24 protein-coding genes are annotated in these 22,549 nt (G+C 63.7%); 10 read left to right on the forward strand and 14 right to left on the reverse strand.

Annotation, left to right across the window (positions count from 1 at the left end; all coding sequences use genetic code 11):
- Positions 1–42: 42 nt before the first annotated feature.
- Positions 43–489, forward strand: a complete 447-nt coding sequence (locus tag G8767_RS29700) for an SRPBCC family protein (protein ID WP_054187353.1) — start codon at positions 43–45, stop codon at positions 487–489.
- 51 nt (positions 490–540) lie between these two features.
- On the opposite strand, the gene G8767_RS29705 is transcribed toward G8767_RS29700, so the two are convergent.
- The gene (locus G8767_RS29705; RefSeq protein ID WP_095972896.1) at positions 541–1,125 is read right to left on the reverse strand and encodes a suppressor of fused domain protein; all 585 of its coding nucleotides are present in this window, start codon (positions 1,123–1,125) and stop codon (positions 541–543) included.
- Between the two features lie 71 nt (positions 1,126–1,196).
- On the opposite strand from G8767_RS29705, the gene G8767_RS29710 reads away from it, so the two are divergent.
- Together G8767_RS29710 and G8767_RS29715 are read left to right on the forward strand one after the other, a co-directional pair.
- Positions 1,197–1,895: a metallophosphoesterase gene (locus G8767_RS29710; RefSeq protein ID WP_095972897.1), complete on the forward strand. Its 699-nt coding sequence runs from the start codon at positions 1,197–1,199 to the stop codon at positions 1,893–1,895.
- Entirely contained in the window at positions 1,885–2,748 is an 864-nt protein-coding gene (locus G8767_RS29715; RefSeq protein WP_003945080.1) for a hypothetical protein, read from the forward strand. The genes G8767_RS29710 and G8767_RS29715 overlap by 11 nt, the downstream gene beginning before the upstream one ends.
- On the opposite strand, the gene G8767_RS29720 is transcribed toward G8767_RS29715, so the two are convergent.
- Together G8767_RS29720 and G8767_RS29725 are read right to left on the reverse strand one after the other, a co-directional pair.
- Positions 2,741–3,847, reverse strand: a complete 1,107-nt coding sequence (locus G8767_RS29720; RefSeq protein WP_166813455.1) for a winged helix DNA-binding domain-containing protein — start codon at positions 3,845–3,847, stop codon at positions 2,741–2,743. The genes G8767_RS29715 and G8767_RS29720 overlap by 8 nt on opposite strands.
- 10 nt (positions 3,848–3,857) lie before the next feature.
- The gene (locus G8767_RS29725) at positions 3,858–5,123 is read right to left on the reverse strand and encodes an ATP-binding protein (RefSeq protein ID WP_166813457.1); all 1,266 of its coding nucleotides are present in this window, start codon (positions 5,121–5,123) and stop codon (positions 3,858–3,860) included.
- Between the two features lie 126 nt (positions 5,124–5,249).
- Here G8767_RS29725 and G8767_RS29730 point away from each other — a divergent pair, with 126 nt between their 5' ends.
- Positions 5,250–5,486, forward strand: a complete 237-nt coding sequence (locus G8767_RS29730) for a hypothetical protein (protein WP_206029912.1) — start codon at positions 5,250–5,252, stop codon at positions 5,484–5,486.
- Positions 5,487–5,490: 4 nt separating this feature from the next.
- On the opposite strand, the gene ugpC is transcribed toward G8767_RS29730, so the two are convergent.
- The 6 genes from ugpC to G8767_RS29760 form a co-directional block, all read right to left on the reverse strand.
- On the reverse strand, positions 5,491–6,660 hold the full coding sequence (gene ugpC / locus G8767_RS29735) for a sn-glycerol-3-phosphate ABC transporter ATP-binding protein UgpC (protein WP_124569915.1): 1,170 nt from the start codon (positions 6,658–6,660) through the stop codon (positions 5,491–5,493).
- Positions 6,661–6,664: 4 nt separating this feature from the next.
- On the reverse strand, positions 6,665–7,495 hold the full coding sequence (locus G8767_RS29740) for a carbohydrate ABC transporter permease (protein ID WP_019749348.1): 831 nt from the start codon (positions 7,493–7,495) through the stop codon (positions 6,665–6,667).
- Between the two features lies 1 nt (position 7,496).
- The gene (locus G8767_RS29745) at positions 7,497–8,378 is read right to left on the reverse strand and encodes a sugar ABC transporter permease (RefSeq protein ID WP_172436712.1); all 882 of its coding nucleotides are present in this window, start codon (positions 8,376–8,378) and stop codon (positions 7,497–7,499) included.
- A gap of 80 nt (positions 8,379–8,458) precedes the next feature.
- On the reverse strand, positions 8,459–9,796 hold the full coding sequence (locus G8767_RS29750) for an ABC transporter substrate-binding protein (RefSeq protein WP_166813467.1): 1,338 nt from the start codon (positions 9,794–9,796) through the stop codon (positions 8,459–8,461).
- A 228-nt stretch (positions 9,797–10,024) separates the two neighbouring features.
- Entirely contained in the window at positions 10,025–10,519 is a 495-nt protein-coding gene (locus tag G8767_RS29755; RefSeq protein WP_003945065.1) for a general stress protein, read from the reverse strand.
- A gap of 106 nt (positions 10,520–10,625) precedes the next feature.
- Positions 10,626–11,588: a CoA ester lyase gene (locus G8767_RS29760; RefSeq protein WP_124569916.1), complete on the reverse strand. Its 963-nt coding sequence runs from the start codon at positions 11,586–11,588 to the stop codon at positions 10,626–10,628.
- Between the two features lie 72 nt (positions 11,589–11,660).
- Here G8767_RS29760 and G8767_RS29765 point away from each other — a divergent pair, with 72 nt between their 5' ends.
- The 5 genes from G8767_RS29765 to G8767_RS29785 all read left to right on the forward strand — a co-directional run bounded on the left by G8767_RS29765 (position 11,661) and on the right by G8767_RS29785 (position 17,201).
- Positions 11,661–12,947, forward strand: coding sequence for a CBS domain-containing protein (locus G8767_RS29765; protein ID WP_019749352.1), 1,287 nt, complete (start codon positions 11,661–11,663; stop codon positions 12,945–12,947).
- The gene (locus tag G8767_RS29770) at positions 12,944–13,486 is read left to right on the forward strand and encodes a DUF1003 domain-containing protein (RefSeq protein WP_003945067.1); all 543 of its coding nucleotides are present in this window, start codon (positions 12,944–12,946) and stop codon (positions 13,484–13,486) included. Before G8767_RS29765 ends, G8767_RS29770 begins: the two co-directional genes overlap by 4 nt.
- 75 nt (positions 13,487–13,561) lie before the next feature.
- Positions 13,562–15,031 (forward strand): lytic murein transglycosylase, encoded by a 1,470-nt coding sequence (locus G8767_RS29775; protein WP_234036751.1) that lies wholly within the window; start codon positions 13,562–13,564, stop codon positions 15,029–15,031.
- A 145-nt stretch (positions 15,032–15,176) separates the two neighbouring features.
- Positions 15,177–16,040, forward strand: coding sequence for a lytic murein transglycosylase (locus G8767_RS29780; RefSeq protein WP_095972903.1), 864 nt, complete (start codon positions 15,177–15,179; stop codon positions 16,038–16,040).
- A 24-nt stretch (positions 16,041–16,064) separates the two neighbouring features.
- Positions 16,065–17,201: an Mrp/NBP35 family ATP-binding protein gene (locus G8767_RS29785; protein ID WP_095972904.1), complete on the forward strand. Its 1,137-nt coding sequence runs from the start codon at positions 16,065–16,067 to the stop codon at positions 17,199–17,201.
- A gap of 64 nt (positions 17,202–17,265) precedes the next feature.
- On the opposite strand, the gene tatB is transcribed toward G8767_RS29785, so the two are convergent.
- The 4 genes from tatB to sigE all read right to left on the reverse strand — a co-directional run bounded on the left by tatB (position 17,266) and on the right by sigE (position 20,295).
- Positions 17,266–17,658, reverse strand: coding sequence for a Sec-independent protein translocase protein TatB (tatB, locus tag G8767_RS29790; protein WP_003945177.1), 393 nt, complete (start codon positions 17,656–17,658; stop codon positions 17,266–17,268).
- A 74-nt stretch (positions 17,659–17,732) separates the two neighbouring features.
- Positions 17,733–19,211 carry a trypsin-like peptidase domain-containing protein gene (locus G8767_RS29795; RefSeq protein WP_166813470.1) on the reverse strand — a complete coding sequence of 493 codons (1,479 nt, stop codon included), beginning with the start codon at positions 19,209–19,211 and terminating at the stop codon, positions 17,733–17,735.
- Positions 19,212–19,286: 75 nt separating this feature from the next.
- Positions 19,287–19,646 (reverse strand): RNA polymerase subunit sigma-70, encoded by a 360-nt coding sequence (locus G8767_RS29800; RefSeq protein ID WP_095972923.1) that lies wholly within the window; start codon positions 19,644–19,646, stop codon positions 19,287–19,289.
- 52 nt (positions 19,647–19,698) lie between these two features.
- On the reverse strand, positions 19,699–20,295 hold the full coding sequence (gene sigE, locus G8767_RS29805; protein WP_029255812.1) for an RNA polymerase sigma factor SigE: 597 nt from the start codon (positions 20,293–20,295) through the stop codon (positions 19,699–19,701).
- 330 nt (positions 20,296–20,625) lie between these two features.
- Between sigE and G8767_RS29810 the strand changes: the two genes are divergently transcribed.
- A complete protein-coding gene (locus tag G8767_RS29810) occupies positions 20,626–21,261 on the forward strand; it encodes an O-methyltransferase (RefSeq protein WP_007736091.1) in 636 nt (211 codons plus the stop codon).
- On the opposite strand, the gene glgC is transcribed toward G8767_RS29810, so the two are convergent.
- Positions 21,258–22,472, reverse strand: a complete 1,215-nt coding sequence (glgC, locus tag G8767_RS29815) for a glucose-1-phosphate adenylyltransferase (protein WP_003945185.1) — start codon at positions 22,470–22,472, stop codon at positions 21,258–21,260. The two genes, G8767_RS29810 and glgC, sit on opposite strands and share 4 nt — an antisense overlap.
- Positions 22,473–22,549: the final 77 nt, after the last annotated feature.

Below are 22,549 nucleotides of genomic sequence, written 5' to 3' on the forward strand. Positions count from 1 at the left end.
CGACAAGCAAATTCAGATCCAAAGAGAAGTGGAGGAGCAACCATGCCTACAGTCGAGCAATCCGTAGAGATCGCGTTGCCGCCCAAGGACGTCTGGGAGTACATCGCCGTCGCCGAGAACTGGCCCAACTGGGAGAATTCGATGGTCGAGTGCACACAGATCACCGACGGCCCGATGGGTGTGGGAAGCCGTTGGCACGGTGTCTCGAGAATCCTGGGCAAGCGCCTCGAGTGGACATCCGAATTCACCGAGTACGACCCACCGAGATCGTCGAAATCGACGTCCGTCGAAAGTCCGGTCAGCTTCTCGCAGACCACGACCTGCGAAGAAGTCGGTGACGGGACTCGGGTCACCTACCGACTCGACAGCGAAAGCGGACTTGGAGGCGTATTCGGCAAGATGGCCGACCCGATCGTCACGAAAGCATTTTCACGGACGGTTCGGGTGAGTCTCGAGAACCTGGCAGACATACTCGTGCACGCCGAATGATCTGACCGACAAAGCGCCAGGGCAGCCGGAACCACAGGGACAGCCGGAACCCTAGAGCGAGGCGGCCGAACGGTGCGGATCGCGTATGTCGATCCCCGCCTCGGTCCACGCTTCCCTCAGTGCCTCCGCGCCGCGCAGGCGCACCCAGGCGGCTTCGGTACCGGTCAGTGGGACCACGCCGAGGAAGCGAACCGGATCGAACGGCTCCGGCAGCGTCAGGTCGGCGATCCCGCTCTCACCGAGAAGCACGGCCGTGAACGCGGTGTCCTTCCACAGCGGCTCGCCCAGGTCCAGCAGTGCGTCTTCGAGCAGCACGACCCCTTCGACGGACGGCGCCGCAGCCAGCACCGCGAGCGTCCTGGCCACACCTGACGCAACACCCGTGCCACCGCGCAGGGTGAGCACCAACTCGGCGCGAGGACCGCGTGTGGGGTCTGCGACCAGTTCGTTGGGGTCGCCCATCGGATGACGTGAGCACCCCAGCGTGGCGTAGCGAACCAGGCCGTCGGGCGACTCGAAACGCAGCACGTCCAGCGGTTCGACCCCGAGGAACGTCACTGAGGCCGCGGTGGGGTCCGGCCCCTCGATACTGCTGACGAGGTGGGCCCGGACGGAAGATACGACGCTGTCTGACACTCGTCCATCTAAACACCGTGCCCGCGAGGTTCGCAGCGCAGATACCTCGCGGTGGCGGTAGCGTCGTCGAAATGGTCTCCGTTCTCGCTGTCAGCGACGAGACCGTCGAATTCCTGTGGAGCAGTCAGGTTCGTTCACTCGAAGTCGACGTGATCCTCGGCGCAGGCGATCTGCCGTTTGCGTATCTGGAGTACCTGTCCGATCAACTGAATGCGCCCTGCGTGTTCGTTCCCGGGAACCACGACGTCGATCTGTCCGGATATTCGAACAAGAGATCGGGTTGGATGCGGGCCGGGATGCCGGCGCAGTGGCCCGGGCCGACCGGCGCGGTCAACGCCGACGGACGCATCGTTACCGTCGCCGGTCTGCGGATCGCCGGCCTCGGCGGTTCCATCCGATACAACACGGGCCCCAATCAGTGGACCGAGCGCCGGCAGAGTCGACGCGCCCGCTCGCTCACCTGGCGAAATGCCTGGCAATCGCGGCTTCCCGGCGGTCGGGCGGGCGTCGATGTGCTGCTCACACACAGCCCTGCCCGCGGTGTCGGCGACGCCGAGGATCGGCCACATCGTGGGTTCGAATGCTTCACCTCCTTGATCCGCACCCTCGATCCGACAGTCATGATCCACGGACACATCCACCCGCACGGGCGAACACCTCTCGATCTGGAGGTAGGCCGGACTATCGTGCTCAATACCGTCGGCTTCACGCTGATGGAGATTTCCCCAGGTACTCCGCCGACGATCGTGAGGCGCCGACATGGCTCGTGACACCGGATTTCCCACAGCCGACGCGGAAAACGATTTCGCTCGTCAGCGCCGACGTGCCGACGTTGCACGTCTGGTCAGTTGGCTACGACGCGAACCGGACGACGTCAACGCGATTCTGCCGTTCGACGAAGTTGTCGCAGCTCTCGGCAAGGTCGGCGAGAAGTCTCTGGGTCTGCAGGTCGTCACCATCGAATCGATAGTCGGAAGTGTCGACCGCACAGGTGATTTCGACAGGTACTTCCGTCCGACGTCCACTCACTCGCGCGCTCGTTGGGAGCGACTTGCGGTGGCGCAACGACGCGGCGAATCGGTGCCACCTGTTCAGTTGTATCGCGTCGGCTCCATGCACTTCGTGATCGACGGGCACCACCGAGTGTCCATTGCATGTGCGATGCACCAGAAGACTATCGACGCGTACGTCACCGAGATCATCACTCGTATCTCGCCGGAAGGCATCACTCAGCGCGCCGATCTGCTCATCAAGGACCATCGCCGACTCTTCCTCACCCGCGTTCCGCTGCAGGGTTCACAACGCGAAGCCGTCCAGGTCACCGACCCGTGGGAGTACGCCGAACTCAGTGAGTGTGTGGAGGCGTGGGGTTTTCGGCTCATGCAGGAGAAGGGCGAGTTCCTCGGCCGAGACACGGTCGCCCGACGCTGGTTCGGCGAGGAGTTTCTCCCCGTCGTGCGGATGCTGCGGGGCGCCGACATGTTGCCCGAGCACACCGACGCCGAGGCGTACTTGTGGATCGCCCGGGAGCGGTACCGGCTGGTGCGGCGTCACATGTGGAATGACGAGATCGTGGCCGAACTGCGCGATCGGGCACCACGAAAGCACAAGCCCGCTACGTAGCGACAGCGAACCGCACTTCGCGGTTCACGATATTCGGGTGCATGAACTTCAGCAACGAACGCGCTTCTTTCTCGATGGCCGCGAGCGCAGTCTTCGCTTCCTGCGCAAACAGAGTCGCACCCAACTCGACCGTCTCCTTGTCCGGCGTCACCGTCGCGAATCCCACCACCTTTCCGCGCACCAGGATGGCGGGCTTGATGATGCCGTTGACGGTGAAGACACGAGTTCGGTACTGCTCGTCCATGATTCGCGAGCGGTCGGCATGCGAGAGCAGGATGTTGTCGAACGGAGCAAGGATTCTGACCGGCGGTGTTCCGGAGGTCGGTCGTGGCGCGTCCGGTAGATCGAATACCTCGGTCCCATTCTCGTTGACAAAGGTGATCAAGCCGGGGCGTAGCCTCTCGAAGACCTCGGCGAGTCTCGTAAGCCCTGACCACGCTTGCGCATCTTTCACACTCGCGGGCCCGAACGCAGCCAGATAGCGCAGCACCAACGCGTCGGGATCGGGAGATGGACTCACTTCTGTGCCAAGCCAATTCTCCAAGGTCGTCAGTGCCGGCGCTCCGGATCGTCCCCACAGACCTCGCGGTGGGACCTGGACCATCGGCAGAAGCCCTCGAACGCCGTGCGCCAGGCCCTCGGCCGCGTGGCCGGGAAAGCGCTCTGCCAGTATCGGTCTCATCTGCATCTGGGTGAGCGGCCCGTCCGCTACCAGTTCGCGTCCCGCCTGCGCCAGCGCCTCGAGATCCAACCCGGTCAGCGCCGCACGCTGAGTGCTGTTGGTGTGGAGATCGCGTTCCATGATCGTCTGCACCGTGGCCCGGAAGGGACCCGCATCGGCGGCCGAGAGAGCAAAGACCGTACCCCGCATGGCCACCAGCCGCACCACCTGGCGATTCTCGACAAGGGTGGAGAGATCTTCTGCCGCAAAGTTCTTCAGCCGCGCCCACAGTGCCAGGTAGGGCGGATTCGGCGCCTGGGCCTGCAGTCCTGCCAGGTGCTCGATCGCATCCAACGCGCTTACCTCGGCGCGTCGAAGCAGGAACTGCCTCGCCAGAGTCGCCAGGTTGAGCTCGCGATCGGTGATCAGTGCAGCCATCGACAACTCCTCAACGATCACGGTCGGTGGCAGCGGCGATCTGGAACGGTATCTCGACTCGCGCGAGAGTTCCGGACTCTTCACCCGGTCCGACCGAGAACGAGCCACCCGCGGCAACCACACGCAGTTCGTGCGAGAGCAGTCCGATGTGACCGGCGGCTCGTCGTTCGGCAATCCGATCAGCGCTGATCCCCCGGCCGTCGTCCGAAACCATGAGCACCGCACGGTGGTCCAGCCGTGCAAGCTCGATCCGAACATTGTGCGCGCCGGCATGTTTGACGACGTTGCCCAGAAGCTCGCGAGCGGCGCCGAACAGGACGTCGTCCGCGGACGTACGTAGATCGTCGTTCCAGCCTGAAGTGTCGACGTCGACCACCACTCCGCCGCGTCCCTGTGCCGAGCGCGCGAGGTCTCCGATCGCGCGGGCCAGGCCCACGTGAACGAGAACTGTGGGATGCAGTTCCGAGACGGACGATCTCAGCAGCGTTGTTGCTTCACCGAGCGCTTTCCCCGCTCGCGCCAACGCGACGGGCTCCGCACTGCCTGCCAATTCGTCGAGATCCATCCGCGCCGCGAGAACGTACTGGAGCGCCCCGTCGTGCAATTGCTCGGACAGTTCTGTGCGCTCACGCTGCTCCAACCCCATGAGCTCGGCCAGAAGGCTCGTGCGATGCCCGACGAGGTGCCCGATGGTCAACACGCGCGATCGTTGGATCCGGGTCAGTCCGATTGCGCCCGCACCCACCCCGACCAAGGCCATGGTGCTCAACAGGATCGACGGCCACGGCTCGGAATTCGAAGTCATCGTTGCCCAACTGGAAACGAAGAACACACCGATCGTGCAGGCAACGACGCCGACACACACGTCCGTCCGAAGCTGAGTACACGCCAGGACCGGTATGACGAAGAGCCCGTTGCTCAAGATATCGGCGGTCCAACTCTGCTCGGCTGCGAGACCAGTCAGCAATGTCAGAGTTGCGAGAACGGCGAGGTCGACGAACAATCCGAGCCAGATCATGGTCACCGGGCCGGTGCCGCCCTTGCGGATCCACAGCGCCACGGCTGCCGACCAGAGCGCATACGCGCCCAGAATCGCGAAACACCATCCCGCATCGTTCATCGGCGGGACGAAGATCAGTGTCAGGGCGATGAACAGCACCAGAGCGCCGCGCACCGTCAGCTGCAGGTACGCACCGCGGTAGGCGTGTTCGCGCAGTATCCGTTCGAGGTCCGGGCCGCCGGGCAGGTGCTCGGTTCGTACCGAGGATCCGTTCATCTGTCCTCCTGTGCCGCCCATCCCAGTTCCCTGTGAATGAGCTTCGCACACGAGATTTCACAATCAACCCGCAATACCGTGAATGGCACAGCATTCACCGAACCTCGACACCACGCAGGAGTGCTCATGATCTCGACCCGAGCAAGCAAGCGCCGCATCGCCACTCGATTTGCCGTCGCCGGCGCCCTGGCAGCGGCGCCGATCGCCGTGGTGGCCGGGACAGCACAAGCTGCCCCGGCCTCCACCCATCACGAACAGTTCGGCCGGTTGATCCCCCTGCCCGAGCCGGCCGACGTCACACCCGGCCCCGAACAGGTACCGCTCCCCTGGGGCACGACGTATTCGGTCACCTTGCCCGGGTAGAGGTTCACAGCAGCAGATTGGCTCCCGTACCGCCGTCGAACACCGCGATCTTGGCGGGATCGAACCACAGATCGATCGACCTGCCCTGAGCCACCGTGGACTCGGACGAGAGCCTGGCGACCAGCTGGCCGCCACCAGCGACGGCGGTTCCCGAATCGGCGGCGAGTTCCTCGAGTTCACGAGAATTGACGGCGGGGCCGCCGGCGAGGAAATACGCGTACTTGTCGGAACCCATCGATTCCAGCACGTCGACGTCGACGGTGAACGTCCCGCCGTGCGGCTGCTGCGCTGCATCGACCAGCGCCACGTCCTCGAAATGCTCCGGCCTGATTCCGACCACCACGTCCTTCCCCGAGCCGCTGCCCGCGATCTTCGACTGCGCCGCCGCGGGCAGTCGAACTTCGCCGATCGGCGTGCTGACTCCGTCGGCCGTCAACTGTCCGGGGAAGAAGTTCATGGACGGGGATCCGATGAATCCCGCCACGAACAGATTGTTCGGACGATCGTAAAGCTCCTGCGGCGCACCGATCTGTTGCACGATTCCGCCGCGAAGCACGACCACCCGATCGCCGAGTGTCATCGCCTCGGTCTGGTCATGGGTCACGTAGATCGTTGTCGTACCGAGCCGCTGCTGCAGACGGGCGATCTCCGTCCTCATCTGCACACGCAGTTTGGCGTCCAGGTTCGAGAGCGGCTCGTCCATGAGAAACGCCTTGGGGCTGCGCACGATGGCGCGTCCCATCGCGACACGCTGACGCTGACCACCCGACAGGTTCGCCGGTTTGCGATCGAGATGCTGGGTGAGGTCGAGCACCCGCGCCGCGTCGTCGACCTTGGCGTTGATCTCGTCCTTGGACATCTTCGCCAATGTCAAAGGGAACGCGATGTTCTGGCGCACCGTCATATGCGGATACAGCGCATACGACTGGAACACCATCGCGATGTCGCGGTCCTTGGGGGCGCGTTCGTTGACGCGTTCACCAGCAATCCTCAGCTCGCCGGTCGAAATGTCTTCGAGCCCGGCAATCATGTTGAGCGTCGTGGATTTTCCACAACCGGACGGGCCCACGAGAATGATGAATTCTCCGTCGGCGATGGTGATGTCGACATCACTGACCGCCTTGGCTCCGTCCGGGTACAGCTTGGTCACCTTGTCCAGCACGATCTCGGCCACAGGTTTATCCCTTCACTGCGCCGGAAGTAAGCCCGGCCACGATACGACGTTGGAAGAACAGAACAAAGATGATGATCGGAATGGTGATGACCATGGCGGCCGCGGCGATCGACCCGGTGGGCTCCTCGAATTGTGAAGCGCCGGTGAAGTTCGCGATGGCAGCAGGGGCGGTGATGGAGCGTTCGGTCGACGTCAACGAGATCGCGAACAACAGATCGTTCCAGCAGAAGATGAAAACCAAGATGCCCGCAGTGACGATGCCGGGCGCGGCAAGTGGAGCCACCACCTTCCGGAACGCCTGACCCGGCGTCGCGCCGTCCATCTGCGCCGCCTTCTCGAGTTCCCACGGAATCTCCTTGAAGAACGCCGAGAGCGTGTAGATCGCCAACGGCAACGCAAAGGTGATGTACGGCAGGATGAGCCCGGCCCAGGTGTCGAAGAGTCCGAGTCGTCGTTCGATGTCGAAGAGCGGGCTCACCAACGAAATCTGCGGGAACATCGCGATCAACAGGGCGACACCCACCAACAGTTTCTTGCCCGGAAAATCCAGGCGTGCAATGGCGTACGCCGCCATGGTCCCGATCACCACGGCGATGACCGTCGAGATGAGTCCGATGCCGATGGAGTTGATCAGGGCACTGGTGAAGGCGCTGGTGTCGAAGATTCCTCGGTAGTTGTCCAGCGTCCACTTCTCCGGAATGAACTTGCCGTCCTTGATGGTTCCGGCAGGCTTGAAGGACAGGCTGGCAATCCACAGGACGGGAACCAACGCGTACAACAAGACCAGAAGGTTGACGACGGACCAGCTGATCTTGAGTCTGGGAGTCACGGTCATGTCAGCGTCCTTCCGTATCGGATCCGGGAGCCGAGGCACCGAAGAGTTTGATGAAGACGAAGGCGATCAACGCCACACACACGAAGATCAGCACACTGATCGCCGATCCGATGCCCAGGTTGAATGCCTTGAACAGGTTGTCGTACCCCAGGATCGACACCGATCCGGTGTCGTTCGCTCCCTTCGTCAGCACGTAGATGTTGTCGAAGATGCGGAACGCGTCGAGTGTGCGGAACAGCAGTGCTACGAGGATGGCGGGTTTCATCAGCGGAAGGATGATGCGTACCAAACGAGTCCACGCGCCGGCGCCGTCCACCTGAGCCGCCTTGAGGAGGTCGTCCGGAACCAACGCCAAACCGGCGAGCAGGAGCAGCGCCATGAACGGCGTCGTCTTCCACACCTCGGCAAGGACGATGATCGCGAGCGACGGGATCTGGTCGGTGAGCGGCGCACTGCCGTCGGGCAGGAGATTGGCGAGGTAGCCGGTGCCCGGCGTCCACGCGTAGTACCAGCTGTAGGCCGCGGCGACGGTGACAATGCCGTACGGGATGAGCACAACGGTGCGGACGAGGCCTTTACCCACGATCGTTCTGTGCATCACCAGCGCGATGGTCAGTCCGAGAACGAACTCGATGACGACTGAGACGACGGTGATGGACGTCGTCACCGCGAACGCTTGCCACCAGTATCCGTCGGTCAGCACCGACACGTAGTTGTCGAACCAGACGAACTTTCGTTGATCCGGGAAGCGTAGGTCGTAGCGCTGCAAACTCAGCCAGACGGCGTAGACCACCGGATATGCGGTCACCGCGATCATGAGAATCGCGGCCGGGGCCACCAGCCACAGGCCGAGTCGACGCTCGGCGGCCTTTCCGTCCGACATCTTCGACTTCGCGGAGTGCTTCGGCTCCGGCGAAGGCGTCGCGACTGTTGGTGCAGCTCCCGAATTTTCGCTGTCGATCGTCACGGAATCAGCCCCTCGGAATTGACTGCCTTGCGTACCTGCTCGGCAAGATCGTTCACGGTCGATTCCGGATCGATGTTTCCCACAGGGTTCAGCGTGGCAGTGATGAGCGTCGAAATACTCTGATAGGCAGGAGAAACGGGGCGGACCGAGGCGGTGTCCAGGCTGTCGCGAACCTCACGCCACGCCGGGTACGCCTCCTGGAACGCCGGGTCGTCGTAGAGGCTCTCGAGTGTCGGCGGGACACCACCGGCGACTGCATTGTTGCGCTGATTCTCCTCGTTACGCAGGCAGGTGAGTGCCTCGAAAGCGAGATCCGGATGCTGACTGGTCTTTGCCACCGCGACGTTGAAGCCACCGATCGTGACTTCCGCCGGTTTGCCCTCGATGACCGAAGGATAAGGAGCGGCAAGGAAATTCCGTTCACCGTTTACCGTGAGAACCGTATTTCCGGTGTTCTGGCTGGTGACGTTTCCCTTGTCGTCGATGTAGGGAAGATCGCCTTTTTCGGCGTTCTCCAGGATGCCCGGCAGCACGAACGGCCAGTTGACTTGGAAGGCAGATTTGCCGCTCTCCATACCCAGGCGTGACGACGCTTCGTCCCCCTGCGAGATCGAGGGGTCCGCACCCTTCGCGGTAGCCACACGCTTCATGACGGTCAGCGCCTGCTGGGCAGCATCACCGTGGGCGACTGTCACCGTGGTTCCGTCCGGCCCGACCACCGAACCTCCCGCACTGGCGAGAAGGGTGTTGAACCAGACCATCAGTCCTTCGTACTGCTTGCCCTGCACACCGATCCAGCTGGGGCGCCCCTCCGCGGCCAGTCCTTCGGAGATGTCGATCATCTGATCCCAGGTTTGGGGTGGTTGCCCGTCCGGCATCAAATCCTTGCGATACCAGAGCAATTGGGTGTTGGTGTTCAATGGCGCCGCGTAGAGCTGGTCCTGCCACTTCGCCGACTCCAGCGGCCCCTCGAGAGTCCCGTTGCTCACCTCGGCCGCCACGTCGTCAGGAAGCGGCAATGCCCAACCGGCTTCGGCGAATTCGGCGGTCCACACCACGTCGAGCGTCATCAGGTCGAGTGACTTGTCGTTGCCGGTCAGCCGCCGCGCCAACTGAAGCCGCTGATCGTCGGCACCCTTGGGCAGAGTTTTCTGCTCGACCCGGTACGCGCCGTTCGACGCCGCCGAACAGTTGGCGGCGGCCTCTGCATACTGCTCGGCGCCGTCCGCGGCGGTGTAGAAGGACAGCACCACCCCGTCCTCGTTGTCCGATCCACACGCACTGAGCAAGGGCGCCAACAACAATGTCGCCGCGCCGAGCAGCCCCACCCGCAATTTCTTCTTCTGCCCCGCCCGCAATCTCTTGTTCTGCACAGCCGTCCTCCTCGGGCGGCGAGACGGCGCAGTCGTTACGGCTGGCCGACGCACCACACATCGGCACTTCTGCCGGAGAAGGGACCTATTTCCTTGTCCGGCAAACGGTCACGGGGAAGTGAGTGTCACCTCGCCCGCGTGTACACAAAGTAACCGAGATCACACGAATTGGCAGCCCGAGCAAGAATGTCAGATGGCGAGCTTGGCAAGTAGGTCGCGCGCCGACTCCGCCGTCTTGGGCTCACACAGAACGTCGTATCGTCCGGCGACCAACTGCATCGTCGAGGCGAAGTCCCGCTGCCCACGCGTCGCGGCATACGGAATGGTCGTCGAGATGACGCCGAAGATGATGCCGCCCACGATGCCCGCGATCAACGGCGCGAGGAAACCACCGGTGACGATCCCGAGCACCAGACCGAAGAAGACACCGAGCCAGGCGCCGGAGACGATGCCGCCGCCGATCACCTTGGCCCAGGTCAACCGACCGAGAACTCGCTCGACCTGCATCAGGTTCACGCCGACGATCGTGACGTCCTGAACCGGGAATTCCTGGTCGGAGAGGTAGTCGACTGCGCGCTGCGCCTCGGCGTAGGTGGGGTACGACCCGATGGGCCATCCCGAAGGCGGTGTCGGCAACGCTCCACGGCGCGACCCATTCGACGATTGACCGAGCGGATTGGACATGGCTGGCTGCGCTCCTCTTTTCGGGCACGTCATCCACATGGACGACGCAAGTACATCTACCCCTATTGTGCCCTTTACAGACCTGATTCGTTCGGCTATGCGAGCGTCAGGCGTGTTCGGGTGGGGTGAATTCCGACGTACGCGTCATCCCCGCGGCACGCCCCTTGGCCGAAATCACCAGCGCCATTTTGCGACTCGCCTCGTCGATCATCTCGTCGCCGAGCATGACGGCGCCCCGTCCTCCCCCGGCGGCCGAGGTGTGGAATGCGTACGCGTCCAAGATGAGTTCCGCACGGTCGTAATCGGATTGGCGCGGACTGAACACCTCGTTGGCTGCCTCGATCTGCGTGGGATGCAGAACCCACTTGCCGTCGAAGCCGAGCGCTGCCGTTCGCGCCGCCGAGCGAGTGAAAGCGTCGACGTCACGGATCTGCAGGTACGGACCGTCGATCGCCTGGACGCCATGCGCACGCGCGGCCATCAAGATGGTCATCAGAATGTGGTGATACGCGTCACCGCGGTCGTAGCCGTCCGGTTGCTCGCCGACGACCAGAGTTCGCATGTTCAGACTCGCCATGAAATCGGCCGGGCCGAACACGAGCGCCTCGACGCGGGGGCTCGCGGTGGCGATCGCGTCGATGTTGGTCAATCCGATCGCGTTCTCGATCTGCGGTTCGATTCCGATCTTGCCGACCTCGAGACCGTTGGCCTTCTCGACCTGCGTCAACAACAAATCGAGCGCCTGGACGTGGCTCGCGTCGGGCACCTTGGGCAGCAATATGGCGTCCAGATGCGCTCCGGCGCGGCCGACCACCTCCACGACGTCGGCATACGTCCATTCGGTGGTCCAGTCGTTGACCCGGACGACCTTGACCTGTGTGCCCCACCCATCCTCGGCCAACGCGTCGCCGATCGACTCCCTGGCCGCTTGCTTCGCCAACGGCGCCACCGCATCTTCGAGGTCGAGAAAGATCTCGTCGGCGGGCAATCCCTTCGCCTTGTCGATCATCTTCCGACTGCTGCCGGGAACTGCCAACACCGATCGACGGGAACGGTTGCGTGAAGTCATTGCGGACTGCCCTTCTCGATTTTCGGTGGCGCCGTTGCAGATTTTGACGCTGGACGAATTAGCCTTGCAATCATGGCAGCAGCAGGCAAGGTATTTGCAGCCAGGCTTGCCGGCCTGGTTGTACTCGGCCCGGACGGCGAATCGATCGGTCGTGTGCGCGACGTCGTCATCACGGTCCGTATCGGACGCCAGCAACCCCGCGTTCTCGGTCTGGTGATCGAAATGTTCACGCGCAAACGTATTTTCGTTCCGATGCTCCGCGTGACGGCCATCGAACCGAGTGCGGTCACCCTCACCACGGGCAACGTCAGTCTGCGGCGTTTCAACCAGCGCCCGGGCGAAGTGCTCGCTCTGGCGCAGGTACTCGATTCGCATGTGCGCGTGGACGACCCGGAACTCGAGGAGCTTCACGGCGTCGACACGATTGTGGTCGACCTCGGGATCGAATCGACTCGAACCCGCGACTGGGTCGTCTCGAAGGTCGCGGTTCGCGGCCATCGTGGACGCCTCGGTCGACGCGCGGCGATTCACATCGTCGACTGGCAGCACGTCGCGGGCCTCACGCAGAGCGATCTCTCACTCCCCGGTCAGGGCGTCGCTCACCTCCTTCTGCAGTACGAAGGCATGCGACCCGCCGATGTGGCCAACGCCATGCGCGAACTGCCGGAGAAGCGCCGTCACGAACTGGCCGTGGCCCTCGACGACGAACGCCTTGCCGACGTCGTCCAGGAACTGCCGGCGGACGACCAGACCGATCTGCTGATGCACTTGGAAGTCGAACGTGCCGCCGATCTACTCGAGGCCATGGATCCCGACGACGCCGCCGACCTGTTGGGCGAGCTGCCCGAGACCGAAGCCGAATCACTGCTGCAGTTGATGGACCCTCAGGATTCCGAACCTGTTCGACGCCTGCTCGAGCACTCCCCGGACACTGCCGGTGGTCTGATGACGCCCGAACCGGTAGTACTGACGGCCTCGACGACCGTCGCCGAGGCCCTTGCCCGCGCCCGCAACTACGACGTGACCCCGGCGCTGTCGAGCATGGTCTTCGTCGTACGTCCGCCGACCGCGACTCCGACCGGGCGGTATCTCGGATGCGTCCACTTGCAGAAGCTTCTCCGCGAGCCTCCCGCGAGCCTGGTCGGCGGAATACTCGACACCGATATGCCCAGGTTGGCTCCGGATGACTCGTTGGCGTCGGTCACCCGATATTTCGCTACCTACAACTTGGTGTGCGGGCCGGTCGTGGACGACGAGAATCACCTGATCGGGGCCGTCACGGTCGACGACGTGCTCGATCACCTCCTGCCGGAAGACTGGCGCGAGGATTACTCCGACGACGAGGAACTACTCCGATGAGCGAACGGGCGTCGAGCACGACCGCACGGCAACGACTGGAAACGCCTCGCGGAAGCCGCCGGTTCAATCTCGATTTCGACGTCGAAGCTGTCGGACGCGTCAGTGAACGCATCGCCCGCTTCCTCGGTACCGGGCGTTATCTCGCGATCCAGACGATCATCGTGATCGTCTGGATCCTGATCAACGTGTTCGCGGTGGCTCTGCAGTGGGACCCGTACCCGTTCATTCTTCTGAACCTGGCCTTCTCCACCCAGGCCGCCTACGCGGCGCCGCTGATCCTGCTGGCACAGAACCGTCAGGAGAATCGCGACCGGGTCTCGCTCGAGGAGGACCGCTCGCGCGCCGAGCAAACCAAGGCGGATACCGAATTCCTCGCCCGTGAACTCGCAGCTCTGCGTATTGCCGTCGGCGAGGTCGCCACCCGCGACTACCTGCGGCGCGAGCTCGAAGAGATCAAGTCGATCCTTGCTGCCGACGGCGAACCGACCCCGAAGAAGAAGCACCGTGACTCGAATACTGCGAAACAAAGTCACAACTAGCTGAGCGTTCGCTGAGTTTTGCTGCACGCACCGTGACCGATATGTAACGTAAGTCACAGCAATATGGATATCACGGTGGGTACTCCGGAGCGGGAGCGCCAGCAAAGGGGAATCGTGCGAGTACGCGGAATGATTGCAGCATCCACACTGGTGGGGGGACTGCTTGTCGTAACAGGTCCAGCGGCCCTCACGGCCGGAAGCGCACCGTCCGGTGGGTCGCAGGTCCCCATCGCCCTCGCAGGCTCCGCCTCCGCTGCGCAGCCGGACTCTGTCGACTTCCTCCCGACGCCCCGCACCGTCCGAACGCAACGATCGGCCCCACCCAGCGATACGGTCGCCGGCGCTCCGGCAGCGCCCAACGCCGCGGCCGTCGTCCTCACCTCTCTGGGCATCCCCGAGATCGTTCTGAACGCGTACCGCTCCGCCGAACTGGTGATGATGACCGAGGCGCCGGGTTGCGGCATCCCCTGGCATCTCCTGGCCGGGATCGGACGCATCGAATCCGGTCACGCCAACGGCGGCAAGACGACCTCGGTGGGAACGACGGTCACCCCGATCCTCGGCCCCGTCCTCGACGGCCGTCTGGCGGGCAACGAAGTCATTCGAGACACGGACAAGGGCGCGATCGACGGCGACCCCACTCACGACCGCGCCGTCGGGCCGATGCAGTTCATTCCGGCCACCTGGGCCGGATATGCCAGCGACGGTAACGGGGACGGAATCAAGGACCCCAACAACGTCTTCGACGCGGCGCTCTCGGCAGCGAAGTACCTCTGCAGCGGCGGACTCAACCTGCGCGACGTCGCCCAGGAGACCAAAGCTGTTCTGCGATACAACAACTCGGCCGCTTACGCAGCGAACGTGATCATGTGGTCGACGGCCTACAAGAACGGCGTCATCCCTTCCGGTCAGCTGCCGTACACCTCCGGCATCAACACCGGCAGCTCGGCGATCAACGCCGCCGCCTCGGCGGACTCCGCAGCTTCGGCCGTTCTCGCTGCTGCTGCCGCTACCGACCCGGCGGCCGGTGACAAGGAATCTGCGTCGACGACGCCGACCCCGACCACCACTCCTCTCTTCCCCGGCCTGCCCGACATGCCGGCGCTCTCACCCGAAATCCAGGCACTGATCCCACCTGGAGTCATGCCGACCAGCCCCACTCCGGGACCCGACGCCGCCCGGAACGCAGCTCCCGGTCCGATCATCCCGCTCCCCGTCCTCACCTCACGGGGTCTCGTCTGGCCGATTCTGACGGCTGAGGGATGGCGCTGGCCCGACGACATGTGTGTGATCCTTCCGGACCCCGCAGCACTGGACGCCTTGCAGGACGGCATCCTTCTGCCGTGCACCGTCCCGGGCATGGCAGTGGCCGCCACGGCACCCGTCACCACCGACGCAGCCCCCGCGGAATCTTCGCCGCCCGCCGCGCCCGCGCCTGAGCCGGCTCCGGCACCCGCCCCGGCTCCCGCGCCGGAGCCCGCCCCGGCGCCTGCGCCGGCATTCGTTCCGTTCTTCCCGGGCCTGCCCGGCATGCCCGCTCTGTAACCGAAAAATCACGAAAGAACAGTGCATATGCCCCAAACTGCCCTTCTAGATCACGGTTGAATAACGGAAACGCAACAAATCAGGTAGCCTCGACTCCGTCAGTTGAACGGAAAACCTCCTCGCGGAGGTTCAGGAGGCATACACAGTGGGTCGGCACAGCAAGAAGACAGATTCGCACATCCGTCGAAATTCGGTCATCGCGCTCACCGGACTCATCCCTATCGGACTCGTCACCGCAGCCAACACGGCCGGCGCCGCTCCCAAGGTTCCGTTCTTCAACACCAGCTCCGCAGAAACGGTGGACACTGCCGCGCAAGCCACGCAGGAACCGCAAGCCCAGATTCTGCCCGCCGTCGAAGCAATCGCCGAACCGGCACCCGCCCCCGCGCCGGAGCCCGCACCGTTGGCTCCCGTGCAGGCGACTCCCCCGCTCCCCGCCTCCATGGCCGAGGGCGCACTCGGAATCCCGAGCGTGAGCGTCGCCGCGTACCAGAACGCCGAGCGAATCCTCGCCGTCGAGAAGCCCAACTGCAACATGCACTGGACACTCCTCGCCGGAATCGGTCGCGTCGAATCGGGCCACGCGAACGACGGCAAGGACGCCGACGCGAACGGCAACCTCTACAAGCCCGTGATCGGCCTGCCGCTCAACGGCAGCCTGCCCGGCCAGGCCGTCATCATGGACACCGACGGCGGCGCCCTCGACGGCGACACCGTCTACGACCGCGCCGTCGGCCCCATGCAGTTCATTCCGTCCACCTGGAACCAGTACGCCGGCGACGGCAACGGTGACGGAATCGCCGACCCCCAGAACCTTTTCGACTCCGCACTGACCACCGGCAAGTACCTGTGCGACGGCGGACTCGACATGCAGGACGTCACCCAGGTTGCCTCCGCGATCCACCGCTACAACAACTCGGCCGCCTACGTCGCCAACGTTCTGGCCTGGTCGCTCGGGTACTCCACCGGCATCGTGCCCGCCGCATCGGACCTGCCGCGCATCCACTGACCTACCTGGACTTACCATGGAGTCATGTCTGTACTGACCGAGTCCGACGTTCGCTCCGCGCTCGCGCGAGTTCTGGACCCAGAGATCCGCAAACCCATCACCGAACTGGGGATGGTCAAGGGGATCACTCTCTCCAGTGACAACAGCGTCGACATCGGCATCTATCTCACGACCGCCGGTTGCCCGATGCGCACCGAGATCACCGAACGCGTCACCAAGGCCGTCGCCGACGTCGCCGGTGTCGGCGCGATCCGCGTCGAACTCGACGTCATGGACGACGCTCAGCGAACCGAGCTCCGCAAGTCGCTTCGCGGCGATTCCGCCGAGCCCGTCATCCCGTTCGCCCAGCCGGGTTCACTCACCCGCGTCTACGCCGTGGCCTCCGGCAAGGGTGGCGTCGGAAAGTCCAGTGTGACAGTCAATCTCGCGGCAGCCATGGCAGCTCGCGGATTGTCCGTCGGTGTCCTCGACGCGGATATCTACGGTCACTCCATCCCCCGCATGCTCGGTACCGACGCCAAGCCGACTCAGGTCGAGCGCATGATCATGCCGCCCGTCGCACACGACGTGAAGATGATCTCCATCGCGCAGTTCACCCAGGGCAACACTCCCGTCGTCTGGCGCGGCCCCATGCTGCACCGCGCGCTCCAGCAGTTCCTCGCCGACGTGTTCTGGGGCGATCTGGACGTGCTGCTGCTCGATCTGCCGCCCGGCACCGGTGACATCGCCATCTCGGTGGCTCAGCTCATCCCGAGTGCGGAAATCCTCGTCGTCACCACACCGCAGCAGGCTGCCGCCGAGGTCGCCGAGCGCGCCGGCGCCATCGCCCTGCAGACCCGTCAGCGCGTCGCCGGCGTCGTCGAGAACATGTCGTGGCTCGAACTTCCCGACGGCACCCGCATGGACGTCTTCGGTGAAGGCGGCGGGCAGACCGTCTCCGATCGCCTCACGAAGGCCGTCGGAGCCAAGGTTCCGCTTCTCGGACAGATTCCGCTGGATCCGTCCGTCCGCGAGGCAGGCGACGCCGGGACGCCGATCGTTCTCAGCGCTCCCGATTCACCTGCAGCGATCGCACTCAAGGACATCGCCGACAAGTTGGCTGTCCGTCAGCGTGGGCTGGCCGGGATGTCGCTCGGTATCAATACGGTTCGCAACCTGTAGAACCCCCTCATACGAAAGGGCGCCTGTCACCGATCGGTGACAGGCGCCCTTTCGTATGTCGAATCTAGGTTGCGTCGAAGTCCACAGGAGGACGTTCGCCCGCGGTGAGTGGCTTGTCCTTCGACAGCGTCTTCGGCTCCTGCACTCCGCTCTGCGGCTTCTTGTCGAAGTTGCCCGTGAAGATGGAGTCATCGCCGTCGAGAAGGTGTTGGGTGATCACGGCGCGCGGCGTCATCCCGCGCAGCTTGTTCAGATCTGCGAGTGGTTTACGCAGATCCTCGAAATCGGTGCCCAGTTCTTCCTTGAGCTGATTGGAAGCGCCCGAAGCATATTCGCGCACCTGCCTCAGGGATTTCGTGACCCAGGAGACCGCACCAGGAAGCCGCTCAGGTCCCAAGATGACCAGAGCCGCTACGAGGAGGATCATGAACTCGCCCCAACCGATGTTGCCAAACACAGGGTCAGCCTACTGTGTGCTCGCTCGGTGCGCGCATGTCCGGATCAACCTCACAGGAAGATCGCAGGGTCCGATCAGTCGGACACCGGCGTGACCGAAATGTCGACCTGCCGTCCGTCGCGGATCAACTGGACGTTGACCGGCTGATCGACAGTCGTCGCGTTGACGGCAACCACCAATTCGTCGGCACTGGTGACCGGGCGGTCACCGACCTTGACGATGACGTCACCCTCGACGATCCCCGCACGTTGCGCTGGGCTGCCATCGCGGACGTTGGCCACGGCAGCGCCGCTGGTCGCGTCGTTGACCGCGGTACGGGCATTCACGCCGATGTCGGGATGATGAACCTTGCCGTCGCGGATGATGGTCTGCGCCACCTCGGTGACCGTGTCGATCGGAATCGCGAAGCCGAGCCCGACCGAACCACCGGACTCGCTGAGCATTGCGGTGTTGATGCCGATGACGCGGGCTTCGTCGTCGACGAGCGCACCGCCGGAGTTGCCGTGGTTGATCGCCGCGTCGGTCTGAACGGCGTCGATGACGGCGTTGGTGTCGGTGCCTTCACCCGACAACCGCAGCGGCCGGTTCAACGCACTGACGATTCCGCGAGTGACGGTCTTGCTCAACCCGAGCGGTGAGCCGACGGCGACGACGTCGTCGCCTACCTGGACGTCTTCGGATTTTCCGAGCTGGGCGACCGTCAGATTGTTGGCCGAGACTTTGAGCACCGCGAGGTCTGTCTTGACGTCTCGGCCGACGATCTGGGCGTCGGTCTTGGTTCCGTCGGAGAAGATCACCTGGATCTTCGCGTCTTGTGTCGGCGGTACGGCCGAGGAGATCACGTGGTTGTTGGTGACGATGTATCCCTCACCCGAGATGACAACACCGGATCCGGTACTTCCCTGGTCACCGACGGCGACCTGAATCGACACCACGGAAGGCAGCACCGCGTCGGCGACCTTCGCCACCTGCGACTCCGGCTGTTCGCCGCCGCCGGATTGAACGAGCGTGACACGTGAGCTGGTTAGCGAACTGCGATCGGCAGTGATGACCGTGGCGAGTAGGCCGCCGACGAGCGCGATGACCAGCGCCATGCCTGCAAGCGCTGCCAGTGCCGAAGGGGCGACCTTGCGACCGAACAACAACTCACGCACATCGAGTTTCTGGGCGGGAGGCAACTGCACCGGCGCCTCGGACGCTGCTGGATTTCCCAGTGAGACCGCGGATTCAGGATCGCGCCACGGATCACGCGGCGGTTCTTCCTCGGGAGTGTTGTCGGCCGACGCCTCGGGATCGCGACCGATCGACTCGGTTGCGTCTGCGGGTCGACCGAACGCTTCGGCCAGAACCGGATCCGGAGTCCCGATCACGACGTCGGAAGACGGGGTCGATCGCGCGGCAACCGGAGTGAACGAGCCCTCGACTCCGCTCGGCCGACCGAACACCTGGCGCGAGGCCGGATCGATCTGAGGTCGGTACACCGGGCGGGGGTCGAGTACCGGCGCATCTGCCGGTCGATCCACCGAACCGTTTGCCGAAGAATCCGAGCTCACTCCGGAGTGCCCCCTTTTTCCGTCAGTCACGTCGTCCAGTATCACTGATCCGCGCCGGGAAGCAGGCGCGCGGCGTCATTTGCGCCAGCGACGGGACAACCGCTTGCTGATGGTGGAGAAGCCCGCAGGCTGATTACCGACGGAACTGTCGGCGTTTTCCGAATTGGGTCCGGTACTCGGACTGTTGCACGAGGGAATCTGACTGAGAAGTCCCACCAGGGACAACGGCATCGTCATCTCGCCGCTTCGACGCAGTGCACCACGTGCCTGCTGCTGAGCATCGACGGCCGCAGCGCACTCGGCGCAGATCGAGATGTGATGCGAGGCCCGCAAGTAGGCCTGCATTCGGAGTTCTCCGTCGACGTAGGCAGCGATTGCCTCGCTGGCCAGATGTTCGGTCGAACCGAACTGGCGATGTGCCCGCGCCTCCGTCATTCGTCCCTCCAGGTGATTGACCACGTCCCGCTCTGTAGCTCGAACCCGACCGTCAGAAACCGACGAGTTCGGATTCGGCTGCGCGCTGCGCTGCCAGATGATCACGAATCGCCTGTCGCCCACGATGGATACGGCTACGAACCGTTCCGAGCTTCACTCCCAGTGTGGCACCGATTTCCTCGTATGACAGACCTTCGATGTCACAGAGCACGACAGCAGCGCGAAATTCAGGTGCGAGTGAGTCGAGCGCGGCCTGCAGACCTGCGTCGAGGCGCGCGTCGTGGTAGATCTGCTCGGGGTCCGGGCCGGGTGATGGAACGCGGTCGTAGTCCTCGGGCAGTGCTTCCATACGGATGCGGTTGCGTCGGCGAACCATATCGAGGAACAGATTTGTCGTGATGCGGTGCAGCCAGCCCTCGAACGTTCCGGGCTGATAATCGGAGAGCGAGCGGAACACCCGAATGAAGGTGTCCTGCGTCAAGTCCTCGGCGTCCTGGGCATCGCCTGACAACCGGTAAGCCAGGCGGTACACCCGGTCACCGTGCTGACGCACGAGTTCGTCCCAAGACGGCATGGAGGACTTCTCACCAGTTGCATCGAACACAGCTGTGCCGATCAATTCGGAATCCACAGCCGATTCCGTCGTCAAAACTTCCGACTCTCGAGGGCGAGGCTCGTCGTTGACCTGGTAAATAAGTTGATCCTCCTGCTCGGGATCGCGTAGTTCGATCACCGCGTTGTCCGAATCACGTGATGCGCGATATTCGGGAGAACCAGCCGATGCTGTGATTTGTTCCCGATCACCGAGCTGCGAAAGACCAACTTGGTAGAAATCGATACCGCCGTGCGATCTTCGATCCGGCGATGTATACACCTTTTCTCATCGCGGTGTGCACGCCATATGAGGAGCCTGAGGGATTCCTGAGAATCCTGGTGACTGCGCGCCTTGCAGCGACAATCCGAACCGCCCGATAACCTCATGAGCGTGACCCACGCCGAACAGATACTCCGCCACGTCGAGGACGTAGTTTCCGAGGACGAGATTTTGACCGCGGCGCGAGATCGAGCGCTGGATCTCGGAGCCCATCCGGTGACGCCTGCCGTCGGCGCGACTCTCGCCATGTTCGCGAGAATGCTCGACGCGAAGACAGCCGTCGAGGTGGGTACCGGAGCCGGCGTGAGCAGCCTGTGGCTTCTGCACGGAATGCGTGACGACGGCGTTCTGACCACGATCGACAGCGAACCCGAACATCAGCGGGCAGCCAAGCTGACCTTTCGCGAAAGCGGCATCGCTCCGGCACGCACTCGCCTGATCAACGGACGGGCTCTCGACGTCCTTCCCCGTCTCGCCGACGGTGGCTACGACCTGGTCTTCGTCGACTGCGCCGCAATCGACCACCCGCATTACGTCCGCGAAGGTGTCCGGTTGCTGCGCTCCGGCGGTGTCATCGTTCTGCACAACGCCCTCGCCGACGGCCGCGTTGCCGACAGCTCCGCCCGCGACGCGACAACTGTCGCGGTCCGAGAAGCGGCAAAGGCCGTAACCGAGGACGAGCGACTCATTCGAGTCCTGCTCCCCCTCGGCGACGGCCTCCTCTGCGCGAGCAAGCTCTAGATCCAGACGCCCTTACCGATGGCGACGACGCCGCCCTGACTGACGGCGAATCGTTCGCGGTCACGTTCAAGGTCGACACCGATGATTTCGCCGTCACCGACGACGACGTTCTTGTCGAGGATGGCGCGCCGCACGACGGCGCCCTTGCCGATGCGCACACCCGGCATCAGCACACTGCCCTCGACCGTCGCGCCGTCTTCGATCATGACGTTGGAACTGAGCACCGAATTGCGCACGGTCGCGGCAGAGAGGATCGACCCCGCACCGACCACCGATTCCTGTGCGAGTCCGCCCTTCACGAACTTGGCGGGCGCGAGATTCTCGGTGGCGCCGCGGATGGGCCAGCGGCGGTTGTAGAGGTTGAAGATCGGGTGCACCGACACGAGGTCCATGTGAGCGTCGTAGAAGGCGTCGAGGGTACCGACGTCACGCCAGTAACCACGGTCGCGATCGGTGGCACCGGGAACGACGTTGTCCTTGAAGTCGTAGACCGACGCCTCACCCGCAGCGACCAAGGCGGGAATGATGTCGCCGCCCATGTCGTGATCGGAATCGGAGTTCTCCGAATCGGCGCGGATGGCGTCCACGAGCACCTTGGTGGTGAACACATAGTTACCCATGGACGCGAACGTCGAATTGGGGTCGTCCGGTGTCCCGGGAGGATGGGCGGGCTTCTCGAGGAACTGGGTGATGCGTCCGGACTCGTCGCTGTCGATGCAGCCGAAAGCAAAAGCCTCGCTTCGCGGTACACGAATACCGGCGACCGTCACCCCTGCCCCGGATTCGATGTGGTGCTGCACCATCTGTTCCGGATCCATCCGGTACACGTGGTCGGCACCGAAAACCACGATGTACTCGGGGTCCTCGTCGTAAACGAGATTGAGCGACTGCAGGATTGCGTCGGCGCTGCCGGTGTACCAGCGCGGCCCGAGCCGCTGCTGGGCCGGGACCGGAGTGATGTACTCACCCGCGAACCCGGACAATCGCCACGTCTGCGAAATGTGGCGGTCGAGTGAATGTGACTTGTATTGCGTCAACACACAAATACGCAGATATCCCGCGTTGACAAGGTTGCTCAACACGAAGTCGATAAGTCGATATGCACCTCCGAAGGGCACTGCGGGCTTCGCTCTGTCCGCGGTCAGCGGATACAAGCGTTTGCCCTCGCCCCCGGCGAGCACGATTCCAAGCACATGCGGCTGGCTTCTCACACCGCTAACCTATCCGCACTGGTGAACTCCCGCTAGCGAAGCAGTCCGAGAGGTCCGATCGTGTCCCCTCCAGGCGG

The sequence above is a fragment of the Rhodococcus sp. IC4_135 genome (assembly GCF_011602025.1).
Classification (GTDB): Bacteria; Actinomycetota; Actinomycetes; order Mycobacteriales; family Mycobacteriaceae; genus Rhodococcus_F; species Rhodococcus_F baikonurensis.